The 22,682-nt window shown below is 72.8% G+C and carries 22 protein-coding genes; 10 read left to right on the forward strand and 12 right to left on the reverse strand.

Annotation, left to right across the window (positions count from 1 at the left end; genetic code table 11):
* Positions 1 to 199: 199 nt before the first annotated feature.
* The 4 genes from ACZ7RU_RS30640 to ACZ7RU_RS30655 all read right to left on the reverse strand — a co-directional run bounded on the left by ACZ7RU_RS30640 (position 200) and on the right by ACZ7RU_RS30655 (position 3,210).
* On the reverse strand, positions 200 to 280 hold the full coding sequence (locus tag ACZ7RU_RS30640) for an Ms5788A family Cys-rich leader peptide (RefSeq protein WP_353652343.1): 81 nt from the start codon (positions 278 to 280) through the stop codon (positions 200 to 202).
* 258 nt (positions 281 to 538) lie between these two features.
* Complete coding sequence (locus tag ACZ7RU_RS30645) at positions 539 to 1,270, reverse strand: LmeA family phospholipid-binding protein (RefSeq protein WP_470344208.1); 732 nt, start codon at positions 1,268 to 1,270, stop codon at positions 539 to 541.
* A gap of 213 nt (positions 1,271 to 1,483) precedes the next feature.
* Positions 1,484 to 2,902, reverse strand: a complete 1,419-nt coding sequence (locus ACZ7RU_RS30650; protein WP_470344244.1) for a hypothetical protein — start codon at positions 2,900 to 2,902, stop codon at positions 1,484 to 1,486.
* A gap of 14 nt (positions 2,903 to 2,916) precedes the next feature.
* Positions 2,917 to 3,210, reverse strand: a complete 294-nt coding sequence (locus ACZ7RU_RS30655; protein WP_470344209.1) for a MoaD/ThiS family protein — start codon at positions 3,208 to 3,210, stop codon at positions 2,917 to 2,919.
* A 728-nt stretch (positions 3,211 to 3,938) separates the two neighbouring features.
* Between ACZ7RU_RS30655 and ACZ7RU_RS30660 the strand changes: the two genes are divergently transcribed.
* The 5 genes from ACZ7RU_RS30660 to ACZ7RU_RS30680 all read left to right on the forward strand — a co-directional run bounded on the left by ACZ7RU_RS30660 (position 3,939) and on the right by ACZ7RU_RS30680 (position 9,540).
* Entirely contained in the window at positions 3,939 to 4,670 is a 732-nt protein-coding gene (locus ACZ7RU_RS30660) for a response regulator transcription factor (RefSeq protein ID WP_470344210.1), read from the forward strand.
* Positions 4,671 to 4,816: 146 nt separating this feature from the next.
* On the forward strand, positions 4,817 to 5,875 hold the full coding sequence (locus tag ACZ7RU_RS30665; protein ID WP_470344211.1) for a LacI family DNA-binding transcriptional regulator: 1,059 nt from the start codon (positions 4,817 to 4,819) through the stop codon (positions 5,873 to 5,875).
* 151 nt (positions 5,876 to 6,026) lie between these two features.
* The gene (locus tag ACZ7RU_RS30670) at positions 6,027 to 7,211 is read left to right on the forward strand and encodes a S1C family serine protease (protein ID WP_470344212.1); all 1,185 of its coding nucleotides are present in this window, start codon (positions 6,027 to 6,029) and stop codon (positions 7,209 to 7,211) included.
* A 68-nt stretch (positions 7,212 to 7,279) separates the two neighbouring features.
* On the forward strand, positions 7,280 to 8,050 hold the full coding sequence (locus ACZ7RU_RS30675; protein WP_470344213.1) for a response regulator transcription factor: 771 nt from the start codon (positions 7,280 to 7,282) through the stop codon (positions 8,048 to 8,050).
* A complete protein-coding gene (locus tag ACZ7RU_RS30680; protein WP_470344214.1) occupies positions 8,047 to 9,540 on the forward strand; it encodes a HAMP domain-containing sensor histidine kinase in 1,494 nt (497 codons plus the stop codon). Before ACZ7RU_RS30675 ends, ACZ7RU_RS30680 begins: the two co-directional genes overlap by 4 nt.
* 64 nt (positions 9,541 to 9,604) lie before the next feature.
* Here ACZ7RU_RS30680 and ACZ7RU_RS30685 read toward each other — a convergent pair whose 3' ends face one another.
* The 6 genes from ACZ7RU_RS30685 to ACZ7RU_RS30710 form a co-directional block, all read right to left on the reverse strand.
* Positions 9,605 to 11,404, reverse strand: a complete 1,800-nt coding sequence (locus ACZ7RU_RS30685; RefSeq protein ID WP_470344215.1) for a bifunctional metallophosphatase/5'-nucleotidase — start codon at positions 11,402 to 11,404, stop codon at positions 9,605 to 9,607.
* 230 nt (positions 11,405 to 11,634) lie between these two features.
* Positions 11,635 to 12,984 (reverse strand): ATP-binding protein, encoded by a 1,350-nt coding sequence (locus ACZ7RU_RS30690; protein ID WP_470344216.1) that lies wholly within the window; start codon positions 12,982 to 12,984, stop codon positions 11,635 to 11,637.
* A gap of 54 nt (positions 12,985 to 13,038) precedes the next feature.
* A complete protein-coding gene (locus tag ACZ7RU_RS30695) occupies positions 13,039 to 14,613 on the reverse strand; it encodes an SCO6880 family protein (RefSeq protein ID WP_470344217.1) in 1,575 nt (524 codons plus the stop codon).
* Positions 14,614 to 14,620: 7 nt separating this feature from the next.
* On the reverse strand, positions 14,621 to 15,898 hold the full coding sequence (locus ACZ7RU_RS30700; protein ID WP_470344218.1) for a hypothetical protein: 1,278 nt from the start codon (positions 15,896 to 15,898) through the stop codon (positions 14,621 to 14,623).
* Positions 15,888 to 16,703: a hypothetical protein gene (locus ACZ7RU_RS30705; RefSeq protein WP_470344219.1), complete on the reverse strand. Its 816-nt coding sequence runs from the start codon at positions 16,701 to 16,703 to the stop codon at positions 15,888 to 15,890. Before ACZ7RU_RS30705 ends, ACZ7RU_RS30700 begins: the two co-directional genes overlap by 11 nt.
* A 165-nt stretch (positions 16,704 to 16,868) precedes the next feature.
* Positions 16,869 to 17,219, reverse strand: a complete 351-nt coding sequence (locus ACZ7RU_RS30710; RefSeq protein WP_470344220.1) for a hypothetical protein — start codon at positions 17,217 to 17,219, stop codon at positions 16,869 to 16,871.
* Between the two features lie 248 nt (positions 17,220 to 17,467).
* Between ACZ7RU_RS30710 and ACZ7RU_RS30715 the strand changes: the two genes are divergently transcribed.
* On the forward strand, positions 17,468 to 18,622 hold the full coding sequence (locus tag ACZ7RU_RS30715) for a C40 family peptidase (RefSeq protein ID WP_470344221.1): 1,155 nt from the start codon (positions 17,468 to 17,470) through the stop codon (positions 18,620 to 18,622).
* 193 nt (positions 18,623 to 18,815) lie between these two features.
* Positions 18,816 to 19,550 (forward strand): phosphatase PAP2 family protein, encoded by a 735-nt coding sequence (locus ACZ7RU_RS30720; protein ID WP_470344222.1) that lies wholly within the window; start codon positions 18,816 to 18,818, stop codon positions 19,548 to 19,550.
* Between the two features lie 60 nt (positions 19,551 to 19,610).
* On the opposite strand, the gene ACZ7RU_RS30725 is transcribed toward ACZ7RU_RS30720, so the two are convergent.
* On the reverse strand, positions 19,611 to 19,802 hold the full coding sequence (locus ACZ7RU_RS30725; RefSeq protein ID WP_470344223.1) for a hypothetical protein: 192 nt from the start codon (positions 19,800 to 19,802) through the stop codon (positions 19,611 to 19,613).
* A gap of 162 nt (positions 19,803 to 19,964) precedes the next feature.
* Here ACZ7RU_RS30725 and ACZ7RU_RS30730 point away from each other — a divergent pair, with 162 nt between their 5' ends.
* Both ACZ7RU_RS30730 and ACZ7RU_RS30735 read left to right on the forward strand, forming a co-directional pair.
* Positions 19,965 to 20,864 (forward strand): SCO4651 family lipoprotein, encoded by a 900-nt coding sequence (locus ACZ7RU_RS30730; protein WP_470344224.1) that lies wholly within the window; start codon positions 19,965 to 19,967, stop codon positions 20,862 to 20,864.
* A gap of 217 nt (positions 20,865 to 21,081) precedes the next feature.
* Positions 21,082 to 21,270, forward strand: coding sequence for a hypothetical protein (locus ACZ7RU_RS30735; protein WP_470344225.1), 189 nt, complete (start codon positions 21,082 to 21,084; stop codon positions 21,268 to 21,270).
* Positions 21,271 to 21,331: 61 nt separating this feature from the next.
* Here ACZ7RU_RS30735 and ACZ7RU_RS30740 read toward each other — a convergent pair whose 3' ends face one another.
* Positions 21,332 to 21,700 carry a metal-sensitive transcriptional regulator gene (locus tag ACZ7RU_RS30740; protein ID WP_355265357.1) on the reverse strand — a complete coding sequence of 123 codons (369 nt, stop codon included), beginning with the start codon at positions 21,698 to 21,700 and terminating at the stop codon, positions 21,332 to 21,334.
* Positions 21,701 to 22,060: 360 nt separating this feature from the next.
* Between ACZ7RU_RS30740 and ACZ7RU_RS30745 the strand changes: the two genes are divergently transcribed.
* Complete coding sequence (locus ACZ7RU_RS30745; protein ID WP_030059626.1) at positions 22,061 to 22,681, forward strand: DUF47 domain-containing protein; 621 nt, start codon at positions 22,061 to 22,063, stop codon at positions 22,679 to 22,681.
* Position 22,682: the final 1 nt, after the last annotated feature.

Consider the following 22,682-nt stretch of genomic DNA (forward strand, 5'->3'; position numbering starts at 1 on the left):
GGTGCTGCTCAGGAGGGGTGCTGAGGGGTGCCCGGGTGGGTGTGGTCCGAAATTCCGTCCGAATACCGGGACGGGGGCGCGGACCGGTGCGGCCGGGCAGGGAACTGCGGAGTACATCGGCGACCGCCCGCTCGGAGAGCCGGGCGCGGTCACCGGGAAGATCGGCGGCGGGCGTCAACTGCCCAGCCGGGGCGCCGAGTCAGCGCATTCGACACAGACAGGCGGACACGCGGCACAGGTCTACCGCCCGCCGCTTCGTGAGGTCCGTCTGTCGCTTCATGCCGACGATGCTAGGGACACCGGAGGCCCGCTGTCATCAGCGTATCGAATAGTGGGATCGAAACGACCGGATGGTGGGATTTGACCCGAACGGGGCCCGCCGGGGGCTGCCCGGGGCCCTCCGGGCGGCGTGCGCGGGGCGTGCGTGGGGCGGAAACGACACCGCTCCGCGGTCCGCGCTGGACAGCGCGTCTCGCGGAGCGGAACGATTCGGCGGGACCGGGACCGGGAACGCCCGGCGGCCGGAGCGGGCCGGGAATCAGCCCAGGAGCTTGAAGCCCTTGCCGTCGAAGGTCAGCTGGAGGCCCTCCGCCAACGGCGTCACGCCGCTCCCGCCCTCCTTGTCGGCCAGCTTCAGCCCGGCCGGCAGCGAGTCCAGGGTGAAGCTCATCGGCTCGAGCTGCTGGCCGGTGGCGCCGGCCACCATCCCCGCCAGCGAGCTCAGCCGGAAGCCGTCGACCGTGACGGTGTTCCCCGTGTTGTGCACGGTGCCCTCGCCGATCGCGATCGGCCCCAGCGAGGCCTTGACCTTGCCCGGACCGGCGTACGACAGGCTCAGCCGGGAGTTGCCGCCCACGGGCAGCTTGGCCCCGCGCAGCAGCTGGGAGGCGGGCGGCAGCAGCTGTGCGAGGTCCGGGTAGGAGATCACCCCGCTGCCGGTGCCGCTGTCCACCGTGGCGCTGCTCATGCTGTCGGTGACCTTGACGCCGGACAGCTGCGCCTTGAACGAGTGGAGCGCCACCTGGTGGCCGCCGTCGCCGACGGTCAGGCCGTCGGAGGCGATCCGGACGTCGTCCAGCTTCATCGAGAGCACCTGGGTGAGGAACGGGAAGCCCTCGATCGAGACCTCCGGGCGCTGGCTCATCCGGCCGCTCTTCACGATCCGGTCGGCGGCCTCGTCCTCGGCCACGCCCACCGCGATCCGGTCGGCGCCCAGCAGCAGGCCGGAGAGCACCGCCAGGCCGATCGTGGCCTTCAGCCATCCGCGCATCGTGTCCCCCGTCGTCGCCGGTCGCAGTGGTCGTTCGTCGCTGAGTTCGTTCGCAGTGGATCTTTCCCGGAGGGTCGTTCCCGGTGGGTCGTGCACCGTTCCGTGGCGGACGCAGGACACGTCCGCCCTCGCACGACCGTACGACGTCCGGCCCCGGAACATGGTTCCGGAGCCGGAATTCGGCCGAAGCGGACCGCGGGCCGGGCGGAAGGGTCAGGCCAGCAGGTCGGTGGCGATCCAGATCAACGGCGCGGCCACCGCCAGCGGCAGCGCCACGCCCGCCGTCATGTGCACGAAGCGGGACGGGAAGTCGTACGCCGCGACCCGGCGGCCGACCAGGGCGCCCAGCCCGGCCAGCGCGCCGAGCGCCACCGGCGCCCCGACCAGCAGGCCCAGCACCACCGCCGCGGCCAGGCCCAGCACCGGGCCCAGCTGCTTCGGCCCGGGCAGCGGAGCCGCGGCCAGCAGGGTGGCCAGCGCCACCGCGCCCACCGCGGCCGGCACCCAGTCGGCCACCAGCAGCGCGGTGCACAGCACCGTCACCACGGTGGCCGAGCCGAGCACGGTCAGCGCGTAGAACCGCTCCTTCGGGTCCGACGGACGGAACGTCTGCAGCACCAGGACGAGCAGGAAGAACCCGCCCAGGGTGCCCACCACGGCCGCCACGCCGCCGCCGGAGCCCGCCAGCAGCACCGCCGCGTCCGCCGTGAAACCGGCCAGCGCGGCGAGCAGGATGCCCTGCCGGGCCGGCCACATGCCGTTCAGCCGGAACCAGCCGGCCGCCGTCAGCAGCTGGAGCAGCGCGACCACCAGGGCCAGCGCGATCTGCCCGAGCGCGGCACCGCCGGCCAGCAGCGCGGCCGCGCCGGCGGTGATCAGGGCCGGTTGCAGGCCCGGGTCGATGATCGGCGAGCCGGTCCGGCGCGGTCCGGCGGGCGGCGCGGCCTGCGGCGGGACGGCCGCGTACGGCGCTGCGGCGGGGGCGCCCAGCGGGCCGGGGGCGCCGACCTGGCCCAGCGGGCCGGGGGCGGTCGGGCGCTTGAGCGTCATGGTCGGCGGATCGAAGGCCTCCGCCGTCGGCTGCCCGGGGGCGGGCTGCGGCGCCGCGGCGGGAGCCGCGTGCCGGGCCCGCGGCCTCGACGGCTGCTGGAGCCGGATCGTCGGGTCCGGCTGGGGCTGCACCGGCTGCTCCGGCTGCTGCTGCCGCCGTCGCTGCTGCCGCGACGGCTGGGCCTCGGGCTGCTGCTGAGGATGCGGCTGCTGGGACTGCTGCTGCCGCTGGCGCGGGGACTGCTCGTACTGAGGCTGCTGGTGCGGGTGCTGCGGCTGCTGGTACCGCGGCGGCGCGACCGGCATGGAACCGGACACCACCACCGGCGGCAGCAGCGCCGTCGCCTCGGCGTCGTCCGCCGCCGGCACCGGCGGCAGCAGGGTGGTCGCGGCCGCGTCGTCGAACGCGGGCACCGGCGGCATCACCGTGGTCGCCGCCGCGTCGTCCACCGGGTACCCGTACGGCGACTGGTGGCCCGGCTGCTGCTGCCGCGCCTGCGGCGGGTACGGCTGCTGCGGCTGGTGGGGCTGCTGCGGCCACTCGCCGTAGCCGCCGCGGTTCGGATGGTTCGGGTTGTTCATGTCCGTCACGCCGCTCAGCCTCCCGCGAACGGGGGAAGGACCTCCACCGTCCCGCCCTCGGTCAGGGAGACGGCCGCGTGGTCGCGGCCGCCCACCTGGGCCCCGTCGACCAGGTACGAGCAGTGCCCGAGCAGCTGGACGAACTTCGGCCGGTCGGCGTGCCGCTCCCTGGCCGCCGCCAGCGCCTCCGCCAGGGTCGCCGCCTCGTACGGCTCCTCGGCCAGGCCGGCCTCGGACTTCGCCGCCGCCCAGTAGCGGATCGTCCCGCGCACCCGGGCGCCGCTCGCGGGCTCGGTGGTCGCGCCCATCGGGCCACCCCTTCTCGTCGTCCTCGCCCGGCCCCGGTGACCCGGTCCGGCTCGCCACCGCGACGGCTGCCCGACCACCCGAACGGTGGACCCGAACAGCGCCTTCGATGTGCGTCCCATGATGGCGTGTCCGCCACCACGAGCGGCAATCGCCCTCGCCGGACGGACCCGGAACGGGCACCGGCCCCCCACCGGACCGCCACCGGCCGGCGCCCGACCGGCGCTCGAAGCTGTGTCCAGCCTCACCCGGCGCACGCCCGAATTGGGTGAACCGCCGGATTCCCGCACTCCCGGCGGAGGGGGCGGTCGGCTATCCTCGACCACCAAGAGGGATCCGGGCAGAGTCGCCCCCGGGTCCTTTCGTGCTTTCAGGACGCCAGTACGGACGTTCTTGCGATTCGTCGGCCCACCCCCGGCGCGCAGCAGAACCGTCCCGCCTGACGCGGCACAACGACGTGCCCCGGCCGGCCGGGGCACCGCCACCCGGCACCGGGCCGCCACCCGCCGCCGGACCAGACCGGAGGGTTCGCGGTGACGAACAGGGCAGAAACGGTGCGCCAGGGGTTGCGGGACCCCCGGCCGACCCGCCGTCGCGCCCTGCACGCCGTCCGCTCCCCCGGTTCGCCGCCGGCCGCCGTCGTCCTTCCCTCCCCCTCAGCACGTGCGCCATCCGGCTGTGGCGGCAGCCGTCATGCGACCGCGACGACCCGGAAAGGGGACCACCGGGTATGAGTTCTCTCCTCCTCCTCACCAATGCGCTGCAGCCTTCAGCCGAGGTACTGCCCGCCCTCGGACTGCTGCTGCACAACGTCCGGGTGGCTCCCGCCGAGGGCGCGGCCCTGGTGGACACCCCCAGTGCGGACGTCATCCTGGTGGACGGCCGGCGCGACCTGCCGCAGATCCGCAGCCTCTGCCAGCTGCTGCGCTCCACCGGCATCGGCTGCCCGCTGATCCTGGTGGTCACCGAGGGCGGCCTGGCCGCCGTCACCGCCGAGTGGGGCATCGACGACGTCCTGCTGGACACCGCCGGCCCGGCCGAGGTCGAGGCCCGGCTGCGGCTCGCGCTCGGCCGCCTCCAGGTCGTCACCGACGACAGCCCGATGGAGATCCGCAACGGCGACCTCTCGGTCGACGAGGCCACCTACTCCGCCAAGCTCAAGGGCCGGGCGCTCGACCTCACCTTCAAGGAGTTCGAGCTGCTCAAGTACCTCGCGCAGCACCCCGGCCGGGTCTTCACCCGGGCGCAGCTGCTCCAGGAGGTCTGGGGCTACGACTACTTCGGCGGCACCCGGACGGTCGACGTGCACGTCCGGCGGCTGCGCGCCAAGCTCGGCGTCGAGCACGAACAGCTGATCGGCACCGTACGCAACGTCGGCTACCGCTTCGTCGTCCCGGAGAAGCCCGAGAAGGGCGAACGGCCGGAGCTCGCCCAGCGCCCCGCCGCCCCCCTGGAGGCCTGAAGCCGGGCCCGTCCGGACTCCGGCGCGGAGCCGGGCGGGCCGCCCCGCCCGGCTTGTCCGGTTCCTCCCGGAGCCGCCGGCCGGCCTGCCGAACGGGGCCCCGGCTCCCACTGCCACCCCGGAGACCACACGCGTAGACTCCCCCCGTGGCCAAAGTGACGCGCGACGATGTAGCCCGACTGGCTGGTACCTCGACCGCGGTCGTCAGCTACGTCATCAACAACGGGCCGCGCCCGGTCGCGCCCGCGACCCGCGAGAAGGTCCTCGCGGCGATCGAGCAGCTCGGCTACCGGCCGAACAGCGTCGCCCAGGCGATGGCCTCCCGGCGCACCAACCTGATCGGCATGGTCGTCCCGGACGCCCGCCAGCCCTTCTTCGCCGAGATGGCGCACGCCGTGGAACGGGCCGCCTCCGAGCGCGGCAAGCTCGTGCTGATCGGCAACTCCGACTACGTGGACGACCGCGAGGTGCACTACGTCCGCGCCTTCCTCGGGATGCGCGTCTCCGGCCTGATCCTGGTCAGCCAGGGCCCCTCGCAGCGCGCCGCCGAGGAGTTCGCCGCGATGGAGGGCGCCAAGGTGGTGCTGCTGCACCGCCGGCCCGAGGCGATCGACGACGTCGCGGTGGTCACCGACGACGTGGCGGGCGCCGAGGCGGTTGTGCGCCACCTGCTGGAGGTGCACGGGCACCCGTACGTGGCCTGCTTCGGCGGCCCGGTCGAGTCCCCCGCCCCCGGCGACCCGGTCATCGACCACGTCGAGGGCTGGCAGCGCGCCATGGACGCGCACGGCGTCCCCACCGAGCCGCACCTGATCGACGCGCCCTTCCACCGCTACGGCGCCTACGACGTCGCGCTCGGCGTGCTGCGCTCGCCGGACCGGCCGCGGGCGATCTTCTGCTCCACCGACGACCAGGCGATCGGCGTGCTGCGGGCCGCCCGCGAGGTCGGTCTGCGGGTCCCGGAGGACCTCGCGGTGGCCGGCTTCGACGACGTGCCGGAGGCCGCGCTCGCCGACCCGCCGCTGACCACCGTCGCCTCCGACCGCGACGCGATGGCCCGGGCCGCCGTGGACCTGGTGCTGGACGACTCGCTGATGGTGCCCGGCTCGGACACCGAGCGGGTCCGCACCTTCCCGTCCCGGCTGGTCATCCGCCGCTCCTGCGGCTGCTCCGGCGGCGCCCCCGGCCGGTCCGTGCCGCAGTAGCCGGCCGTACCGGAGCTGCCACCCGTACCGGAGCGGCCGGCTCCGCCCGGCAGACGGCCTGACCAGGCTTTATGAGAACCCAACGGGCTTCTCTCCCCGTTCTGAGCCGGTTCTCATGCACTCTTCATGCGGCGGGCCGAGCTTGGTCGGCATGACCGAACAGCAGCGCCACCCCAGCGAGCAGTACGGGCCGTACGAGCCCCAGCAGCAGCACGGCCCGGACCCGGTCCACCGGCCCCGGGTGATCGAGGGCACCGTCCTCGGCAGCGGCCCGGCCCTCGGCGGCCCCGGCGCCACCGGCCCGGACGGGTACGGCTACCGCGAGGACCACTCCGGCGGCGCCTTCGACGGACCGCCGCCGCCCCCGCCGGTCCCGCCCGAGCCGCCCACGCTCCTCGGGCCGGGCTCCCCCGAGGGCCCCGGCGACCGCGGCGGCCGCGCCCGGCGCGGACTGCTGCGCGGCCGGCTCGCCCTGGTCACCGCCGTCGCCGCGGTCGCCGCCGTCCTCGGCGGGGTCACCGGCGGACTGGTCGCCACCGACCGGCAGAACTCCGACAACCGCGTCGGCACCGTCGCCAGCCCGGTCTCCGCCCGCTCCGACGGCAGCGCCGACGTGGCCGCCGTCGCCGCCGCCGTCTCGCCCAGCACCGTCCAGATCACCGTCAGGACCGGCAACGGCACCTCCACCGGCACCGGCGTCGTCCTGGACACCGACGGACGGATCCTCACCAACTACCACGTGATCGACACCGCCGCCGCCGGCGGCCGGATCACCGTCACCTTCAAGGACGGCTCCACCGCCCAGGCCACCGTCACCGGCACCGACAAGGCCCTCGACGTCGCCGTCATCACCGCGGCCGGCGCGAAGAACCTCGTCCCCGCCGTCCTCGGCGACTCCTCCACCGTGGCCATCGGCGACCCGGTCGTCGCCATCGGCAACCCCGACGGCCTCACCGGCACCGTCACCTCCGGCATCATCAGCGCCGAGAACCGCGACGTCACCGTCCAGCTCGACGAGGGCACCACCAGCGGCAACGGCGGCTTCGGCCTCCCCTACCTGCCCGGCCAGCGCGGCACCGCCCCGCAGTCCGGCACCGGCGGCACCACCACCTACAAGGCCTTCCAGACCGACGCCGCACTCAACCCCGGCAACTCCGGCGGCCCGCTGATCAACGCCGGCGGCCAGGTCATCGCCGTCAACTCGGCGATGTACGCACCCGGCGGCTCCGGCTCCTCCGCCAGCGGCTCGGCCGGCAGCGTCGGCCTCGGCTTCGCCATCCCGATCAACGACGTCAAGCAGGTCCTGCCGGAACTCGAAGCCGGCCAGAACCTGTGAGCCGCACTCCCTGAGACGGACAATTGCTCCCAGCAGGCCCTCCACCCGACGAGAAAGGGCACCCGCCCATGACCCCGTCCGCCGACGACCGCACCATCGCCGAGGCCGGCCACCCCTCCGCCCGGCTCCTCGTGGTCGACGACGAACCCGCCCTCCGGGACGCCCTGGAGAGCAGCCTCGCCTTCGAGGGGTACGAGGTCGCCACCGCCACCGACGGCTACGAAGCCCTGGAGTCCGTCGAACGCGACCGGCCCGACCTCGTCCTGCTGGACATCATGATGCCCCGGATGGACGGCCTCACCGCCGTCCGCCGGATGCGCTCGCGCGGCGACACCGTCCCGGTGCTGATGCTGACCGCCCGCGACGCCGTCGGCGACCGCGTCACCGGCCTCGACGTCGGCGCCGACGACTACCTCGCCAAGCCCTTCGAGCTCGACGAACTCCTCGCCCGCGTCCGCGCCCTGCTGCGCCGCAACGCCCTCGCCGCCGAGGCCGCCGCCCGCGCCGCCGTCGAGGACGAGAGCGAGGTGCTCGCCTTCGCCGACCTGCGGATGAACACCGCCACCCGCGAGGTCACCCGGGCCGGCAAGCCGATCGAACTCACCCGCACCGAGTTCATGCTGCTGGAGATGTTCCTCGCCCACCCCCGCCAGGTCCTCACCCGCGAACAGATCCTCAAGGCGGTCTGGGGCTTCGACTTCGAGCCCTCCTCCAACTCCCTGGACGTCTACGTGATGTACCTGCGCCGCAAGACCGAGCAGGGCGGCCTGCCCCGGCTGATCCAGACCGTGCGCGGCGTCGGCTACGCCCTGCGCCCGGCCGCCGGCACGAACGCGTGAACAACGTTCCGCCCCCTCCGCTGGCCCCTCCGCTGCTCCCGTCCCGCACCTCCGGCCGGCGGCGCCTCCTCCACTGGTACCGCTCCCGCTCGCTGCGCAGCCGCCTCACCTTCCTGAGCGCGGCGGCGGTGGCGGTGGCGATCGCGCTGTCGGCGCTGGCGTGCTGGTTCATCGTGGAGAAGCAGCTGTACGACCAGGTCCGCACGGACCTCGCCGGCGCGCCCCCGGCCCCGGTCGGCAGGGGGGACCTCGCCTGCTACGACACCCCGGAACACGCGCTGGAGCGCCAGCCCGGCGGCAACCTCCAGGGGATCAGCGCGGCCGCCCCCCGGGACACCCAGTTCCTCGCGCTCGGCAACGGGGTCTGCCTGCCCCCCGGGGCGACCAAGGCGATCGTGACCGTGCCGGAGGACGCGGCCGTCTTCCGGCTCAGGCCCGGCCAGTCGGTCATCCGGGAGGGCCGGTACACCAACGGGGAGCCCGCCCTGGTCCGGTTGACCGAGGACCCCCGGTACACGGTGCCGGTGGTCGTCATGGTCGCCACCTCCACCCAGCCCGTCGAGGAGTCCCTCCAGGGCCTCGCCGTCCTGCTCGGCGCCGTCTCCGCCGGCGGCATCCTGCTCGCCGCCGTCGCCGGCCGCCTGGTCTCCCACTCCGCCCTCAAGCCCGTCGACCGGCTCACCGACGCCGTGGAGCACATCGCCCGGACCGAGGAGGTCGGCACCACCATCCCGGTCCACGGGCACGACGAGATCGCCCGGCTCTCCACCTCCTTCAACTCCATGAGCACCGCCCTCGCCAACTCCCGCGAGCGGCAGACCCGGCTGATCGCCGACGCCGGGCACGAGCTCCGCACGCCCCTGACCTCCCTGCGCACCAACGTCGACCTGCTGATCCGCAGCGACCGGACCGGCCGACCGCTGCCCGCCGCGACCAGGACCAAACTGCTCGGCAACATGAAGGCGCAGATGCAGGAGCTCACCGTGCTGATCGGCGACCTGCTCCAGCTCTCCCGCCCCGACACCCCGAAGAGCGGCCCCGCCCCCACCGTGGTCGCCCTGCACGAGATCGCCGGCCGGGCCGTCGAGCGGGCCGAACTGCGCGGCCCGGGGCTGGTCTTCGAAACCGACACCGAGCCCTGGTACGTGCACGGCGACGCGGCCGGGCTGGAACGGGCCGTGATCAACCTGCTGGACAACGCGGTCAAGTACAGCCCGCCCGGCGGCACCATCGAAGTCCGTTTGCGCCAGGGTGTGTTGACGGTCCGGGACCACGGACCCGGCATCCCGCCGGAGGAGCTCCAGTACGTCTTCGACCGGTTCTGGCGCTCGCCCTCCTCGCGCCAGCTGCCGGGCTCCGGCCTCGGGCTGTCGATCGTCGCGCAGAGCGTCCGGGAGGCGGGCGGCGAGGTCACCCTCGGCCCGGCCGCGGACGGCGGTCCGGGCGCACTGGCCACCGTCCGGCTGCCCGGCGGCCCCGCCCCGGAATGACGGAAGGGGCGGGTGGGGCGCCCCGACAGCGCCCCACCCGCCCCTGCCCAGGGCCGGCTCACGGTCAGTCGATGTCGCTGCCCGGGCCGATGATCTTGATCCGGTCCTGCGCCGGGGCCTGCAGCGGCGCGCCCGCCGAGCTGTGGGCACCCAGGTAGGCCGTGAAGACGTCCAGGTCCGAGGCGCCGACCAGCTTGTCGGTGCCGGCCGCGAAGGCCGGGAAGCCGTCGCCGCCGCCGGCCAGGAACTCGTTGGCCGCGACCCGGTAGGCGGCGGCCGGGTCGACCGGGGCGCCGTTCAGCCGGACCGAGTCCAGGACCACCCGGTCCGCGCCGGTCTTGCGCATGTCCAGGGTGTAGTGCAGGTTCGAGGACACCTGGAGGATCTTCGGCGCGGCGGCGTTGGAGCCGCTCACCTGCTGCTGGAGCAGCTGGATCAGCTGGGCGCCGGTCAGCGTCTTGACCTGCATCATGTTGGTGAACGGCTGGACGGTGAACGCCTCGCCGTAGGTCACCACGCCGTCGCCCTCGCCGCCCGAGGCCTTGTGGACCAGGTCGGAGCGGATGCCGCCGGGGTTCATGAAGGCGATCTGCGCGCCGCCCTTGCCGGCGGGGGCGAGGCCTTCCAGCTGGGCGTCGGCGATCACGTCACCGAGCGGCTTCTCCAGGTCGCTGCTGCCGCGGCCGTTGATGTCCGAGGCGATGTAGCCGACCGGGCGGTTGGCGATCGGGGCGGCCAGCTTGGAGTAGTGGTCGACCAGCGCCGTCATGTCGGGCGCCTTCTCGACCGTGCGGCGCACCACGTGGTTCTCGGCCTTGACCGAGGGGCGCACGATCTCGCCCGTGGTCTTGTCCAGCTTCATGTCGATCTCGGTGAAGAGTCGGCCGAAGGAGGCGGCGCTGGTCACCGAGCGCGGGACGCCGTTGGGGTCGGGGATGCTGCAGGCGTACGCGTTGTGGGTGTGGCCGGTGACGATGGCGCCGACCGCCGGGTCGATCTTCTGCGCGATGTCGACGATCGGGCCGGAGATGCCCTGGCCGGCCGCGCCGCAGTCGTAGTTGTAGACGGAGCTGGCCGGGTAGCCGCCCTCGTGGATCAGCGCGACGATCGAGTTGACGCCCTTGGCCTTGAGCTCGGCGGCGTACTTGTTGATCGTGGTGACCTCGTTGGTGAACTTCAGGCCCTTGACGCCCTCGGCGGTCACGATGTTCGGCGTGCCCTCCAGGGTGACGCCGATGAAGCCGACCTTCACGCCCTGGGACTTGGTGATCCAGTACGGGGCCAGCAGCGGCTTGCCGGTCTTCTCGTCGGTGACGTTGGCCGACAGGTAGTTGAAGTTGGCGCCCTTGAAGGTGCGGCCGGCCTCGTAGCAGCCGTCGGTCGGGTGGCAGCCGCCCTCCTGCATGCGCAGCAGCTCCTGGGCGCCCTCGTCGAACTCGTGGTTGCCCACGGAGGTGACGTCCAGGCCGAGCTTGTCCATCGCCTCGATGGTCGGCTCGTCGTGGAAGAGCGCCGAGGTGAGCGGGCTGGCACCGATGATGTCGCCGGCCGCGACGGTGATCGAGTCGTCGGCCGGGATCCGCGCCTTGCGCAGTTCGGTGGCCAGGTACTCGATGCCGCCGGCCGGGGTGGCGACCTCCTTGCCGGTGGCCGGGTCGATCTCCTTGATCGTGCCGGAGTTGCCGACCGGGGGTTCCAGGTTTCCGTGGAAGTCGTTGATCGCCAGCAACTGGAGGTTGACGGTCTTGTGGCGCTTGGCGTCGGCGCCGGCGGCCTGGGCGGCCGTCGGCACGGCCACCGTGCCGAACAGACCTGCGGCGGCGACGACGGCGAGCGCCGTCCGTCGGGATCTGACGGTGAGCATGAAGGGTTCCCCTGCACCTTGGAAGGAGCACCGGCTGTGGACAGCGTCGGCGTTCGAGCATGTGTTGCGACTGCGAAGCCTAGGGTCAACGCGCGTAGCTGTCAGGACGTCGAACGTAACGAGAGGATTACCTGCTGCCGAACCATCGCCGTCCGCGGGGTGCGGAGCCTGCGGAGGGCACCCCCTCGGCCTCCGGCCCGGCGGACGGCCACCAGGCCGCACGCGCCGCCTCAGACCCCCGGCTCGGCCGCCAACTGCCGTTCCGCGCGCACCCGTTCGGCCACCGCGTCCTCGGTCATCGCGCGGTCGGTGTACACCAGCGGGCGCTCGGCCTCGGTGATGATGTGCTTGACCACCTGGACGTTGCCGTTGACGTCCCAGACCGCGATGCCCGGCGAAAGTGTGGGGATGATCTCCACCGCCCAGCGCGGCAGGCCCAGCACCCGGCCGGTGGCCCGCGCCTCCTCGGCCTTCTGCATGTAGATCGTCCGGGTGGAGGCCATCTTCAGGATCGCCGACGCCTCCTTGGCCGCCGCACCGTCCACCACGTCGGACAGGTGGTGCACCACCGCCACGAAGGACAGACCGAGCCGACGGCCGAACTTCAGCAGCCGCTGGAACAGTTGGGCCACGAACGGGCTGTTGATGATGTGCCAGGCCTCCTCGACCAGGAAGATGCGCTTCTTCCGGTCCGGCCTGATCCAGGTGTGCTCCAGCCACACCCCGACGATCGCCATCAGGATCGGCATCGCGATCGAGTTGCGGTCGATGTGCGAGAGGTCGAAGACGATCAGCGGCGCGTCCAGGTCGATGCCGTCGGTGGTCGACCCGTCGAACATGCCGCGCAGGTCACCGTCGACCAGCCGGTCCAGCACCAGCGCCACGTCCAGGCCCCAGGCCTGCACCTCGTCCACCGCCACGCCCAGCGACTCCACCGAGGCCAGGTGGGGGCTGCGCAGCGTGTCGATGATGTCGTCCAGCACCGGCTGGCGGTCCGTCACCGACGCCACCACATGGGCGTGCGCGGCCTTCAGCGCGAAGCCGGCCCGCTCCTCCAACCCGCGCCCCATCGCCACCTCGACGATGGTGCGCAGCAGCGACAGCTGGCCGGTCTGGGTAATCGCCGGGTCCAGCGGGTTGAGCTTCACCCCGCCGTCCCGGGCCGCCATCGGGTCCAACCGGATCGACTTTATGCCCAGCGCGTTGGCGATCAGGTTCCACTCGCCCACGCCGTCCTCGCCCTGCGCGTCCAGCACCACGACCTGGCGGTCGCGGAACCTCAGCTGCCGCAGCACGTACGTCTTCTCCAGCGCCGACTTGCCGTTGCCGGACTCGCCGAGCACCAGCCAGTGCGGGGCGGGCAGCTGCTGCCCGTACAGCTGGAAGGGGTCGTACACGTACCCCTTGCCGCTGTACACCTCGCGGCCGATGATCACGCCGGAGTCGCCCAGCCCCGGCGCGGCGGTCGGCAGGTAGACGGCCTGCGCCTGGCCGGTGGAGGTGCGCACCGGCAGGCGGGCGGTCTCCACCTTGCCGAACATCAGGCTGGTGAACGCCTCGGTGAGGTTGCCGAGGGCCATGGACGGCCTCCTGACGGGTCAGCGGGGGACGGGGGTTCGGACGGACGGCGGTGCTCAGCGGCGGATGCCGGTGGCGAACGGGAGGGTGTTCACGAAGGCCCGGTGGTGCTCGCGGTCGCACCACTCCAGCTTGAGGTAGCTCTTGCCGGCCGAGGCCCGGATGGTCCGCTTGTCGCGGGCCAGCGCGTCGGGGTTGCGCGAGGAGACCGTGATGTAACCGACCAGGTTCACCCCGGCCGCGCCGGAGGCCAGGTCGTCACCGCGCTGGTCCACCCGGCCGGTGTGGGCCAGGTCGCGCGGGTCGACCGTGCGGTTCATCTTCGCCGCGCGGCTGGCCTCGGCCTCGTCGTTGGTCTTCTCGGTCAGCATCCGCTCGATCGCGACATCGGTGGGCTCCAGGTCCATCGTCACCGCGACCGTCCGGATCACGTCCGGGGTGTGCACCAGCAGCGGCGCCAGGAAGTTGACGCCCACCGGAGTGAGCGGCCACTCCTTGATCCACGCGGTGGCGTGGCACCACGGCTCCCGGGTCGCCGACTCCCGGGTCTTCGCCTGCAGGTACTGCGGGTGGGTCGCGTCCAGCTCGGCCGGCCAGGCGTTGCGCCGGGACATCGCCTGGATGTGGTCGATCGGGTGGTCCGGGTCGTACATCGAGTGCAGCAGCGAGGAGAGCCGGGCCTGGCCCAGCGGCTGGCGCACCCGGATGTCCGCCTCGGCCAGCCGGGCGCAGATGTCGGTCAGCTCGCGCGCCATCACGGCCGCCAGCCCCTCGTCGTCCCGCGCCCGCCGCCCGGTGGCCGTCCGGCCCATCGCGTGCGCCTCGGCCGCCAGGTCACGGGTGTAGTGCATGCAGGCCACCAGGTACGCCCGGTGCTGCTCCGAGGAGGTCGACACCATCGACTGGAGCTGGTCGTACGACTCCTGCAGCCAGCGCGGCGAGGACGGGTCGCCGCGCCGCTCGACGTCCTTGGCGTGCGCGTCCGGGTCGGCCGGCAGGGTCCGGGCCAGGATCTGCAGCCGGGTCACGAAGCCGTCCCCGTTGGCGACGTGCTTCAGCAGCGTCCCGAACCGGTCGACCAGGGCCTCCTGGTCCTCCGAGTCGCGCAGCCCGACGCCCGGGCCCTCGATCTCGATCGCGGCCGTCACCGTGCGCCGCTCCAGGTGCATCAGCACCCCGACCTCGTCCGGCCCGAACGGCGCCGTCAGCCAGCGCAGCCGCCCCACCCCGGGCGGCGGACCGACCTCCACCTCCCGGCCGTCCAGCCGGGTGCCGGCGTCCATCACGTCCGAGCGCCACACCGCCCGCCCGCTGCGGACCGTCCGGCGGTAGGTGCGGTTGATCTCCACCCACTTGTAGAACGTCCGCTTGCGGTACGGCACGTACACCGCCGCGATGGCGAGCGCCGGCAGACCGACCAGACCGCCGATCCGCAACGGCAGGACCGGCATCAGCAGGCCCCAGAGCATGCCGAGGAAGGCCCCGAAGATGATCAGCATGATCTCGCCGGACTCCCGGTTCCGGCCGATCGGCGCGTTCGGGCGGGCCTTGCCGATCAGGTAGGTGCGGCGCTGGTGCACGTACGGCTGGGCGTACTGGGCACCGTACTGGCCGAGCGGTTCGCTGCTCACTTACCCGTCACCCCCCCTTCGCTGGATTGCTGTCGCGGATCGGAACCGGGGCCGGCGGCGGCCCGCCCTGCGGCGGCGGGGCCGGCGTCCGACCGGCGTGGGCGGCGATGCCCGGCGCGACCGAACCGCCGCCCGCACCCCCGCCGCCACCCGTGCCGGCCGCCTGCGGACCGCGGTCGCCGTGGGTGCTGATGCCCTGCTTCATCAGGTTCGCGGTGCCGTTGATCATCGCCGAACCGGCCTGTACGGCGTTCGCCCGGGCCCCGCGCAGGTTCAGCATCTCGTCGCCGAAGCCCGGCACGAAGCGGTAGACCGAGGCGCTCGCGAAGATCGACAGGAACAGGATCGCCAGCCCGGACAGCACCCGGGCGAAGTCGTCGTCGGCCCCGGCCCCGGTCGCCACCGCGCCCGCCAAACCCAGGATGACCACGATGATCGGCTTCGCCAGGTCCACCGCCAGCATCACCCCCGCCCAGCGCCGCACGTGCTTCCACAGCTGCCGGTCCACCAGCCCCGCGTACACCGCCGTACCCAGCAGCGCGCCCACGTACAGCATCGCCGCCCGGATCAGCAGCTCGACCCAGAGCACCGCCGCCGCCAGCACCGCCACCAGCGACACGATCACCAGGATCAGCGGACCACCGCCCACGTCACCCTTCTCCAACGTGTCGGCGAACCCTCCCAGGTACGACCCGGTGTCCGTCTTCGTCCCGACCGCTATCGCCTTGGTCAGCCCGTCCGTCACGCTCACCACGGTGTACAGGATCAACGGCGTGAACGCGGACGCCACCACTGTCAACCACAGGAACCCGATCGCCTCCGAGAACGCCGTCGCCAACGGCGCCCCCCGCACCGCCCGCTTCGACACCGCCAGCAGCCACAGCACCAGCGTGATCACCGTCGACACCGCGAACACCACGGCATACTGCTGCAGGAACGACGCATTGGTGAAGTCCACCTGCGTCGTCCCGTCGATCGCCCCCGACAGCTTCCGCACCACCCACGCCGCGGCCTGCGCACAACTCTTGGCCAACGAACCCAGGGGGTCGGTCACGGTACCGACGGTGCCGCCACCGGGAATCGAACCACCCGGCTTGGAAGCGCAGTAGACGTCACTGCCGGGCAAGGGAAGAACGTCGCAGTTGTTGCTGGCCGAAGGGCTCGGACTCGGCTCCGCGACGGCCCGCGACGCCAGACCGATGGCGAAGGCCTGGAGCAGGGCGAATGCCGTGACAACCCGGCCGACCCGGGGAATCCGCTTCCCGATCGCACCGTCAACGCGCATAGCGGAACCCTCCGAACTGCTCTGCTGATCCGGCGATCTCATCCGCTGTGGCCGCCTGCTGGTCGCCCGGCAGGGGGGCCGGGCCTGACTTTCGAGTGAAGTCGGTGAGCTTCCAGTCGCTGCCCGTCCAGTGCAGCGAGAGCGTGAGGGTGAACCAGTTGGTGGTCACCGGCTGGACGGAGCGCTCGCCGGCGAGGCCGGTGAGGCCGGTGCACCACACCTCGACCTTGGCGTCGCCGTCGCTGTAGCCCGTCGACTTGGTGCCGACCGGGACCGTGCGGCTGACGAAGGTGAGGCCCTTGGGCGCGTGGCCCTGGGCGTCGAGGCCGTAGCGGGTGGCGGTGTCGCCGCCGAAGCCCTGGTCCAGCCGGCTCTGCAGCCCCGCCAGGGCGCCCGGGTCGGCGATGGTGGTGACGATGCCGTGCCGGCTGTCGGTACGGAACATGTCCGCGGAGCCGATCGCCACCGCGTAGTTGGTGGCCGCCGACTGGGCGCCCGGCTCGGTATGCGGGTAGCCGGTCGGGATGCCGTTGACGGTGGTGCCGACGGGCTGGTCGCCGCTGGGGGCCGGGCCGGCGCCGGAGGCGGCGCGGTCGGCGGAGGCGCCACCGCCGCCGCTTCCGCCGCCCGTGCCGGGCGTGACGCGGTTGGCGATGGCGATGGCCACCACGAGCAGGGTGACGACGACGAGGACGGCCAGCAGGGCGCGCAGCGGGCGCGACTGACGGTGGTTCGGCTGGGTGGAGGACTGTTCGCCGACCGGCAGGCGCGTACGGGTGCGCGGCTGGTCGTCGGACAACGGCACGGCGGCCCTCCTGGTGCGGGGAGCCGGGGCGGCTCCGGGGGCCCTCCGCCCGGGGGCGGGCGCGGACGGAGGGTGGGACGGGGGTGGACTCCTGGCGAGCCTGCCCCGGAGGGGGTCCGGACGGGGACCCGGTCGCGGGCAGGCCGGACTACTACTGGTCGATCGTCAGATCGCCATACCGTAGACAATGGTGAACAGAGTGCCGAGTGATCCGATGATGAACACGCCGGTCAGCCCGGCGACGATCAGCCCCTTGCCCTGCTCGGCGCCGAAGCTGTCGCGCATCGCGGTCGCCCCGATCCGCTGCTTGGCCGCGCCCCAGACCGCGATGCCGAGGCAGATGAGGATGGCGACGGCCATGACCACCTCGACCATCACCCGCGCCTCGGACCCGAGGGTCGCGAACGGGCCCCAGTCCGGGGCGATTCCGCCGATGATGGTGTCGATGTTCGGCTTCTTGGGGGGGTCCTCGGCCAGGTAGCCGACCGCATTGGTGTGCACGCTGCTCAGGTTCATTTCCATCTCACCGCCCGATCAGGCAAATTCAAGGGCCCGGACCCGGCCCGCGCGAAGGGTCGGTACCTATTCTTGGCCAGATCTGATGTCGACTTGGCTACTTCTCGCGGATTGGTCGTGAGGCATCGGACACGTACGCGAGGATGTACACCGTACGAAGGATAGCGCTCACTGTTCGTATCTCTGATGATTGCGGTGAGCAACGCCTTCCGGGACACTTCGACTGACGATTCGTCGGGATGGTGCTGATGGTACTCCGGAAGGCCGGGACGGCCGCCGCCGCTGCGGGAGTTGTCGCGTTCGGGTTCATCGGGCTGGTGACGCTGGGGACTTATGCGGCGAGTGGGACGCCGCAGCAGGCGGCGAATCGTTCCGCCCTCTCCCCCGGAACGGTCCCCGCTGCCTACCAGGAACCGATCCAGCGGTGGGGCGCGCTCTGCCCCGAGATCTCCGCGCCGATGCTCGCGGCGCAGCTGTACCAGGAGAGCGGTTTCGACCCCAGGGCGCGCTCCGGGGTAGGGGCGCAGGGGATGGCGCAGTTCATGCCGGGCACCTGGCCCTCCTACGCCACCGACGGCAGCGGGGACGGCAGGGCGGACGTCTGGGACCCGCTGGACGCCATCGCCTCGGCGGCGACCTACGACTGCGCCCTCGCCAAGGCGGTCTCGTCGGTCCCGGGCGACCAGCAGGCCAACATGCTGGCCGCCTACAACGCCGGCGAGGGCGCGGTGAAGCAGTACAGAGGCGTACCGCCGTACAAGGAGACCCAGGGCTACGTCCGGAACATCCAGGCGATGGCCCGCAGCTTCACCGCGCCGACCGCGCCGGTGGAGGCGTCCGCGCAGGCGGCGGCCGCGATCTACTTCGCGCAGACCAAGCTCGGCACCCCGTACCTGTGGGGCGGCGAGGGCCTGCCCTCGCAGAACGGGCGGTTCGACTGCTCGGGCCTGACCCAGGCCGCGTTCGCCAGCGTGGGCATCACCCTGCCCCGGGTGGCCAACGACCAGTGGTACGCCGGGCCGCACCCGTCGCGCGATCAGCTGCGGCCGGGCGACCTGGTGTTCTGGGCGACGGACCTCGGTGATCCACGGAGCATCCACCACGTCGGGATCTACGTCGGCGGCGGCTACATGATCAACGCGCCGCACACCGGCGCGGTGATCCGCTACGACAAGATCGACACCAGGGAGTACATCGGCGCGACCCGGGTCACCTCGGACGGCGCCCAGGCGCTGCCGACCCGCAACAACGACGGCGCGGTCAACGCCCCGAGCCGTCCGGGCGGGACGCAGCCCACCACTCCCGCGGCGGGCCAGGGCGGCGCACCGGCGACCCCCGCCCGGGCGGCCGCCGCCGCCCCGCCCGCGCCGGCCGGTCCGGGCCCCGCCGGCCCGGGACGGTAGGCCCGGTGCGGCCGGGACGGCCGGGACCTGTGTGCGCACTGTGGACGCTGAGTCAAGTTTCGATAACCGCGCGTTTCCGTGGAACGCTGTGCCCCGGAAATGACGTTTCCTCCGGTGGCCCCTCGTCAGCTACCCGCACCGGGCGGGCCCCGGCCACGACGATCAGCTGCAGCGGACCAGAAGGAGGTGCGGCGTGTCGACGCCGCTTGCCGACACGACCAACCCCGACCTCGACCTGCTCTACGCCGTCAACGGCCTGGCCAAGCGCTCCCCGCAGTGGCTGGACCACATGGTCTCGTGGATCGGCGAGTACGGCATCCTGATCGGCCTGGCGATGCTCGGTCTGGTCGCCTGGCTCCAGGCCAGACGCCGTCCGGACGCACCGGTGGCGATGGCCGGGCTGCTCTGGGTACCGCTCTCGGTGGCCGTCGCCGAGCTGGCCAACCTGCCGATCGCCGCGATCGTGAACCGCCCGCGCCCCTTCGTCGACCATCCCGGGCTGCTGGTGCTGGTGGACGGCAAGGCCGGCACCCACTCCTTCGTCAGTGACCACTCGACCATGACCATGGGCGTCGCGGTGGCACTGTTCCTGGTGAACCGCAGGCTGGGCTGGATCGCCGGCGGGCTGGCGGTGCTCCAGGGCTTCTGCCGGATGTTCATGGGCGTCCACTACCCGACCGACGTGATCGGCGGCTTCGCGCTCGCCGTCGCCGTGGTGCTGCTGCTGGCGCCGATCGCGATGGCGGTGCTGGTGCCGTTCTGCCACGCGCTGAGCCGGACGGCGGTCGCCCCGCTGATCCGGGCGTCCGAGCGCGGCGGCGCGGCCCGCGGCGGGGCCGGGGCCGGGTCCGGTCCGCGCGGCCGTCGGCGCGGGCGCGGCGCGGTGCGGGCCGGGGAGCAGCCGCCGGAGTCCGACCTCGCGGCCTGACCTCCCGGCGGCCCGGCAGCCCGGCGGACCGGAAGGAGCCGTCCGAAGACCCCGGCCGGATCAGTCCGGCTCGGCGCCGTTCTCGGTGAGGTGGTCGGCCCCCTCACGGCGGGCCAGGTCGCGCGAGCGGCGGGCCGGGGCGTACCAGCCGCAGCTACAGGTCGCGAAGGCGAAGGAGCCGCGTTCGGTGATCACGAGGCGGTGTTCGGGCATCCGGGTGGTGCCGGGTGCGACCGGCAGCTCACTGTGCACGTGGTTCACCGTAACGCGCCGGACGCCCGCTGCGCGACGCTCCCGGAGCGCCGGTCCCGCGTAACCCCTGGCGCCCCAACTCGTTTGCCCGGAAAGAGCTCTGCCCACCCGGTGGTGGTCGGCGGGGCAGTCGGGCCCGAGGGGGTTCTCGCGAGGATGAAGATGACCGACCAGCAGCGCACCGGACGGCCGGCACGCCGTCCGGGTCCGCACCTGCGTTCGGCGGCCGGGGCCGCCCTGCTCGCCGCCGCCCTGGCGGCGGGGGCCGCCGGCTGCTCCGGCGGCGCCGGCGGCGGTTCCTCCGACCAGCAGTCGGGCGCCCCCGACCAGCTCGCCGCGGATCCGCTGACGGCGGTGCGCAACGCCGCCGACATCACCGGCCGCACCGGCTCCGCGCGCACCGCGACCGAGCTGGTCACCGAGTCCGCCGAGAAGAAGGCCTCGTTCAGCGGCACCGGCGGCTACGACTACGTCAAGCGGATCGGCCGGCTGGAGATCCAGGTGCCGCCGGGCGCGGCGACCACCGGGAAGATCGTCGAGGTGGTCCTGCCGGGCACCGTCTACCTCCAGAACAGCGGCGCCAAGGTCCCCGAGGGCAAGTGGGTCAAGCTGGACGTGCGCCAGCTGCCGGACGGCAACCTGGTCAGCAGCGGCGCCACCGACCCGGCCTCGGCGGCGGGGGCACTGCGCGGGGCGCAGAAGGCGGAGGCGGTGGGCACCGAGACCGTCGACGGGGTCGCGCTGCACCACTACCGGGGCACCCTGGACCTGGCGAAGGCGGCCGACGCGACGGGCGGCCGGGGCGGGGACGGCCTGCGGATGGGCGGGCAGACCTTCACCGTCAAGGAGGTCCCGTACGACGCCTGGCTGGACGACCAGGGCCGGCTGCACAAGGTGGTCGAGGTGTTCACCTTCGCCGGGGTCGCCGGCTCGAAGGAGCCCAAGGACCAGGTGAAGGTGACGTCGACGACCTCGCTGCGGGACTTCGGCAAGCCGGTGGAGGCGGCCGAGCCCGCGGCCTCGGACATCTACCAGATGAAGCCCACGGAGAGCCCGAAGTAGGGCGGTCCGACAGGCCCTGGGGCGGCCGGGGCAGCGCTCCGGCGCCGGGGCGAGACGGGGTGCGGCCGGAGCGGGTGGCCGTCGGGGGAGCGACGGCCACCCGTTTCGGCGGCGCCGAGATGGCCCGTCCGTGCCATGTGGACGGGCCCCGAAGTGCCTAGGCTGGACTCCGGGTGGCTGCCGCCCGGGCTGGCGAGGCACTGAAGGGGTGGTGCAGGTGGTGTCGTCCACGGGCGGCCGCAGCGGCGGCCACGACGACGCGGCCCTCGACGAGATCGATCTGGCCGGCGAGCTGATGATCGCCGCGACGGCCAGCTCCGGCGACCGGCTGCCGACCGAGCGGATCGACGAGGTGCTGCTGGACCGGACCGAACCCGGGCGGGCCGACCGGCAGGCCGACGGCTAGCCGGCCCCCGCGGCGACGGCTCCGGCGGCGACGGCCCCGGAGCGGCGGACGGCCCGTCGGCTCAGCTGCGCAGCAGCCGGCTGATCGCGGCGGTGGCCTCCGCCACCTTGGCGTCCAGCTCGGCGCCGCCCTCCTCGGCGGCCGCGGCGACGCAGTGCCGCAGGTGCTCCTCCAGCAGGGAGAGCGCGAAGGACTGCAGCGCCTTGGTGCTGGCCGAGACCTGGGTGAGCACGTCGATGCAGTAGACGTCCTCGTCGACCATCCGCTGGAGCCCGCGGATCTGGCCCTCGATCCGGCGCAGCCGCTTGAGGTGGGCGTCCTTCTGCGCGCTGTAGCCGTGCGGGCCGTGGTGCCCCGCCGGAGCGTGGCCGGCGTGCGGGTCGGTCCCCTGCGCGTGCTCCGGCTCGGTGCGCGCTTGCGTCGTGGTCATCGGCCCCGCCTTCGTCTCAGTGCCTGGTGGCTGCGTCGGCCACCAGTGTCCAACACCGGGGCCTTCCGTGGTGTTCCGACGGCCGACCCGGCATGTGCCACGACGCCCGGTGGACGGGTGCCCGTCGGTTGAGCCGTCTGAGCGGCGCCTCGCTCTTCCGTGCGCACGACGGGGACAATCCGGGCGAGGTTCCGTCAGACTGAGGTCTCGCGCCCCCACGTGGTGGTGCGCCCGGATCAGCCGGTGCGGCAGCCGAACGGAAGGGGAGGTTCCGGCTCCTTCCCCGACACCCCGTTTGCGTGATTGCGCTTGGTTGCACCTAGCATCGTTCAGTCCCTACCCCGCACATCGGAGATTTCCGTGCGTTTTAGCCTGACCCCGAAGGAGACGAGCTTCTACGACATGTTCGCCGCCGCGGCGGAGAACCTCGTCGTCGGATCGAAGCTCCTTTTGGAGCTGCTGGGATCAGACGTGTCGGCCCGTGCGGAGATCGTCGAGCGCATGCGCGCCGCCGAGCACGCCGGGGACGACACCACCCACGCCGTCTTCCACCAGCTGAACTCGTCCTTCATCACGCCCTTCGACCGCGAGGACATCTACAGCCTCGCCTCGTCGCTGGACGACATCATGGACTTCATGGAGGAGGCCGTCGACCTGGTCGTCCTCTACGACATCCAGACCCTGCCGAAGGGCATCGAGCAGCAGATCGAGGTACTGGCGCGCGCCGCGGAACTCACCGCCGAGGCGATGCCCAACCTGCGCAGCATGTCCAACCTCACCGAGTACTGGATCGAGGTCAACCGGCTGGAGAACCAGGCCGACCAGATCCACCGCAAGCTGCTCGCCCACCTGTTCTCCGGTCAGTACGACGCCATCGAGGTCCTCAAGCTGAAGCAGGTCGTGGACGTCCTTGAGGAGGCGGCGGACGCTTTCGAGCACGTCGCCAACACGGTGGAGACCATCGCCGTCAAGGAGTCCTGAC

The organism is Kitasatospora sp. NPDC114501, assembly GCF_055633695.1.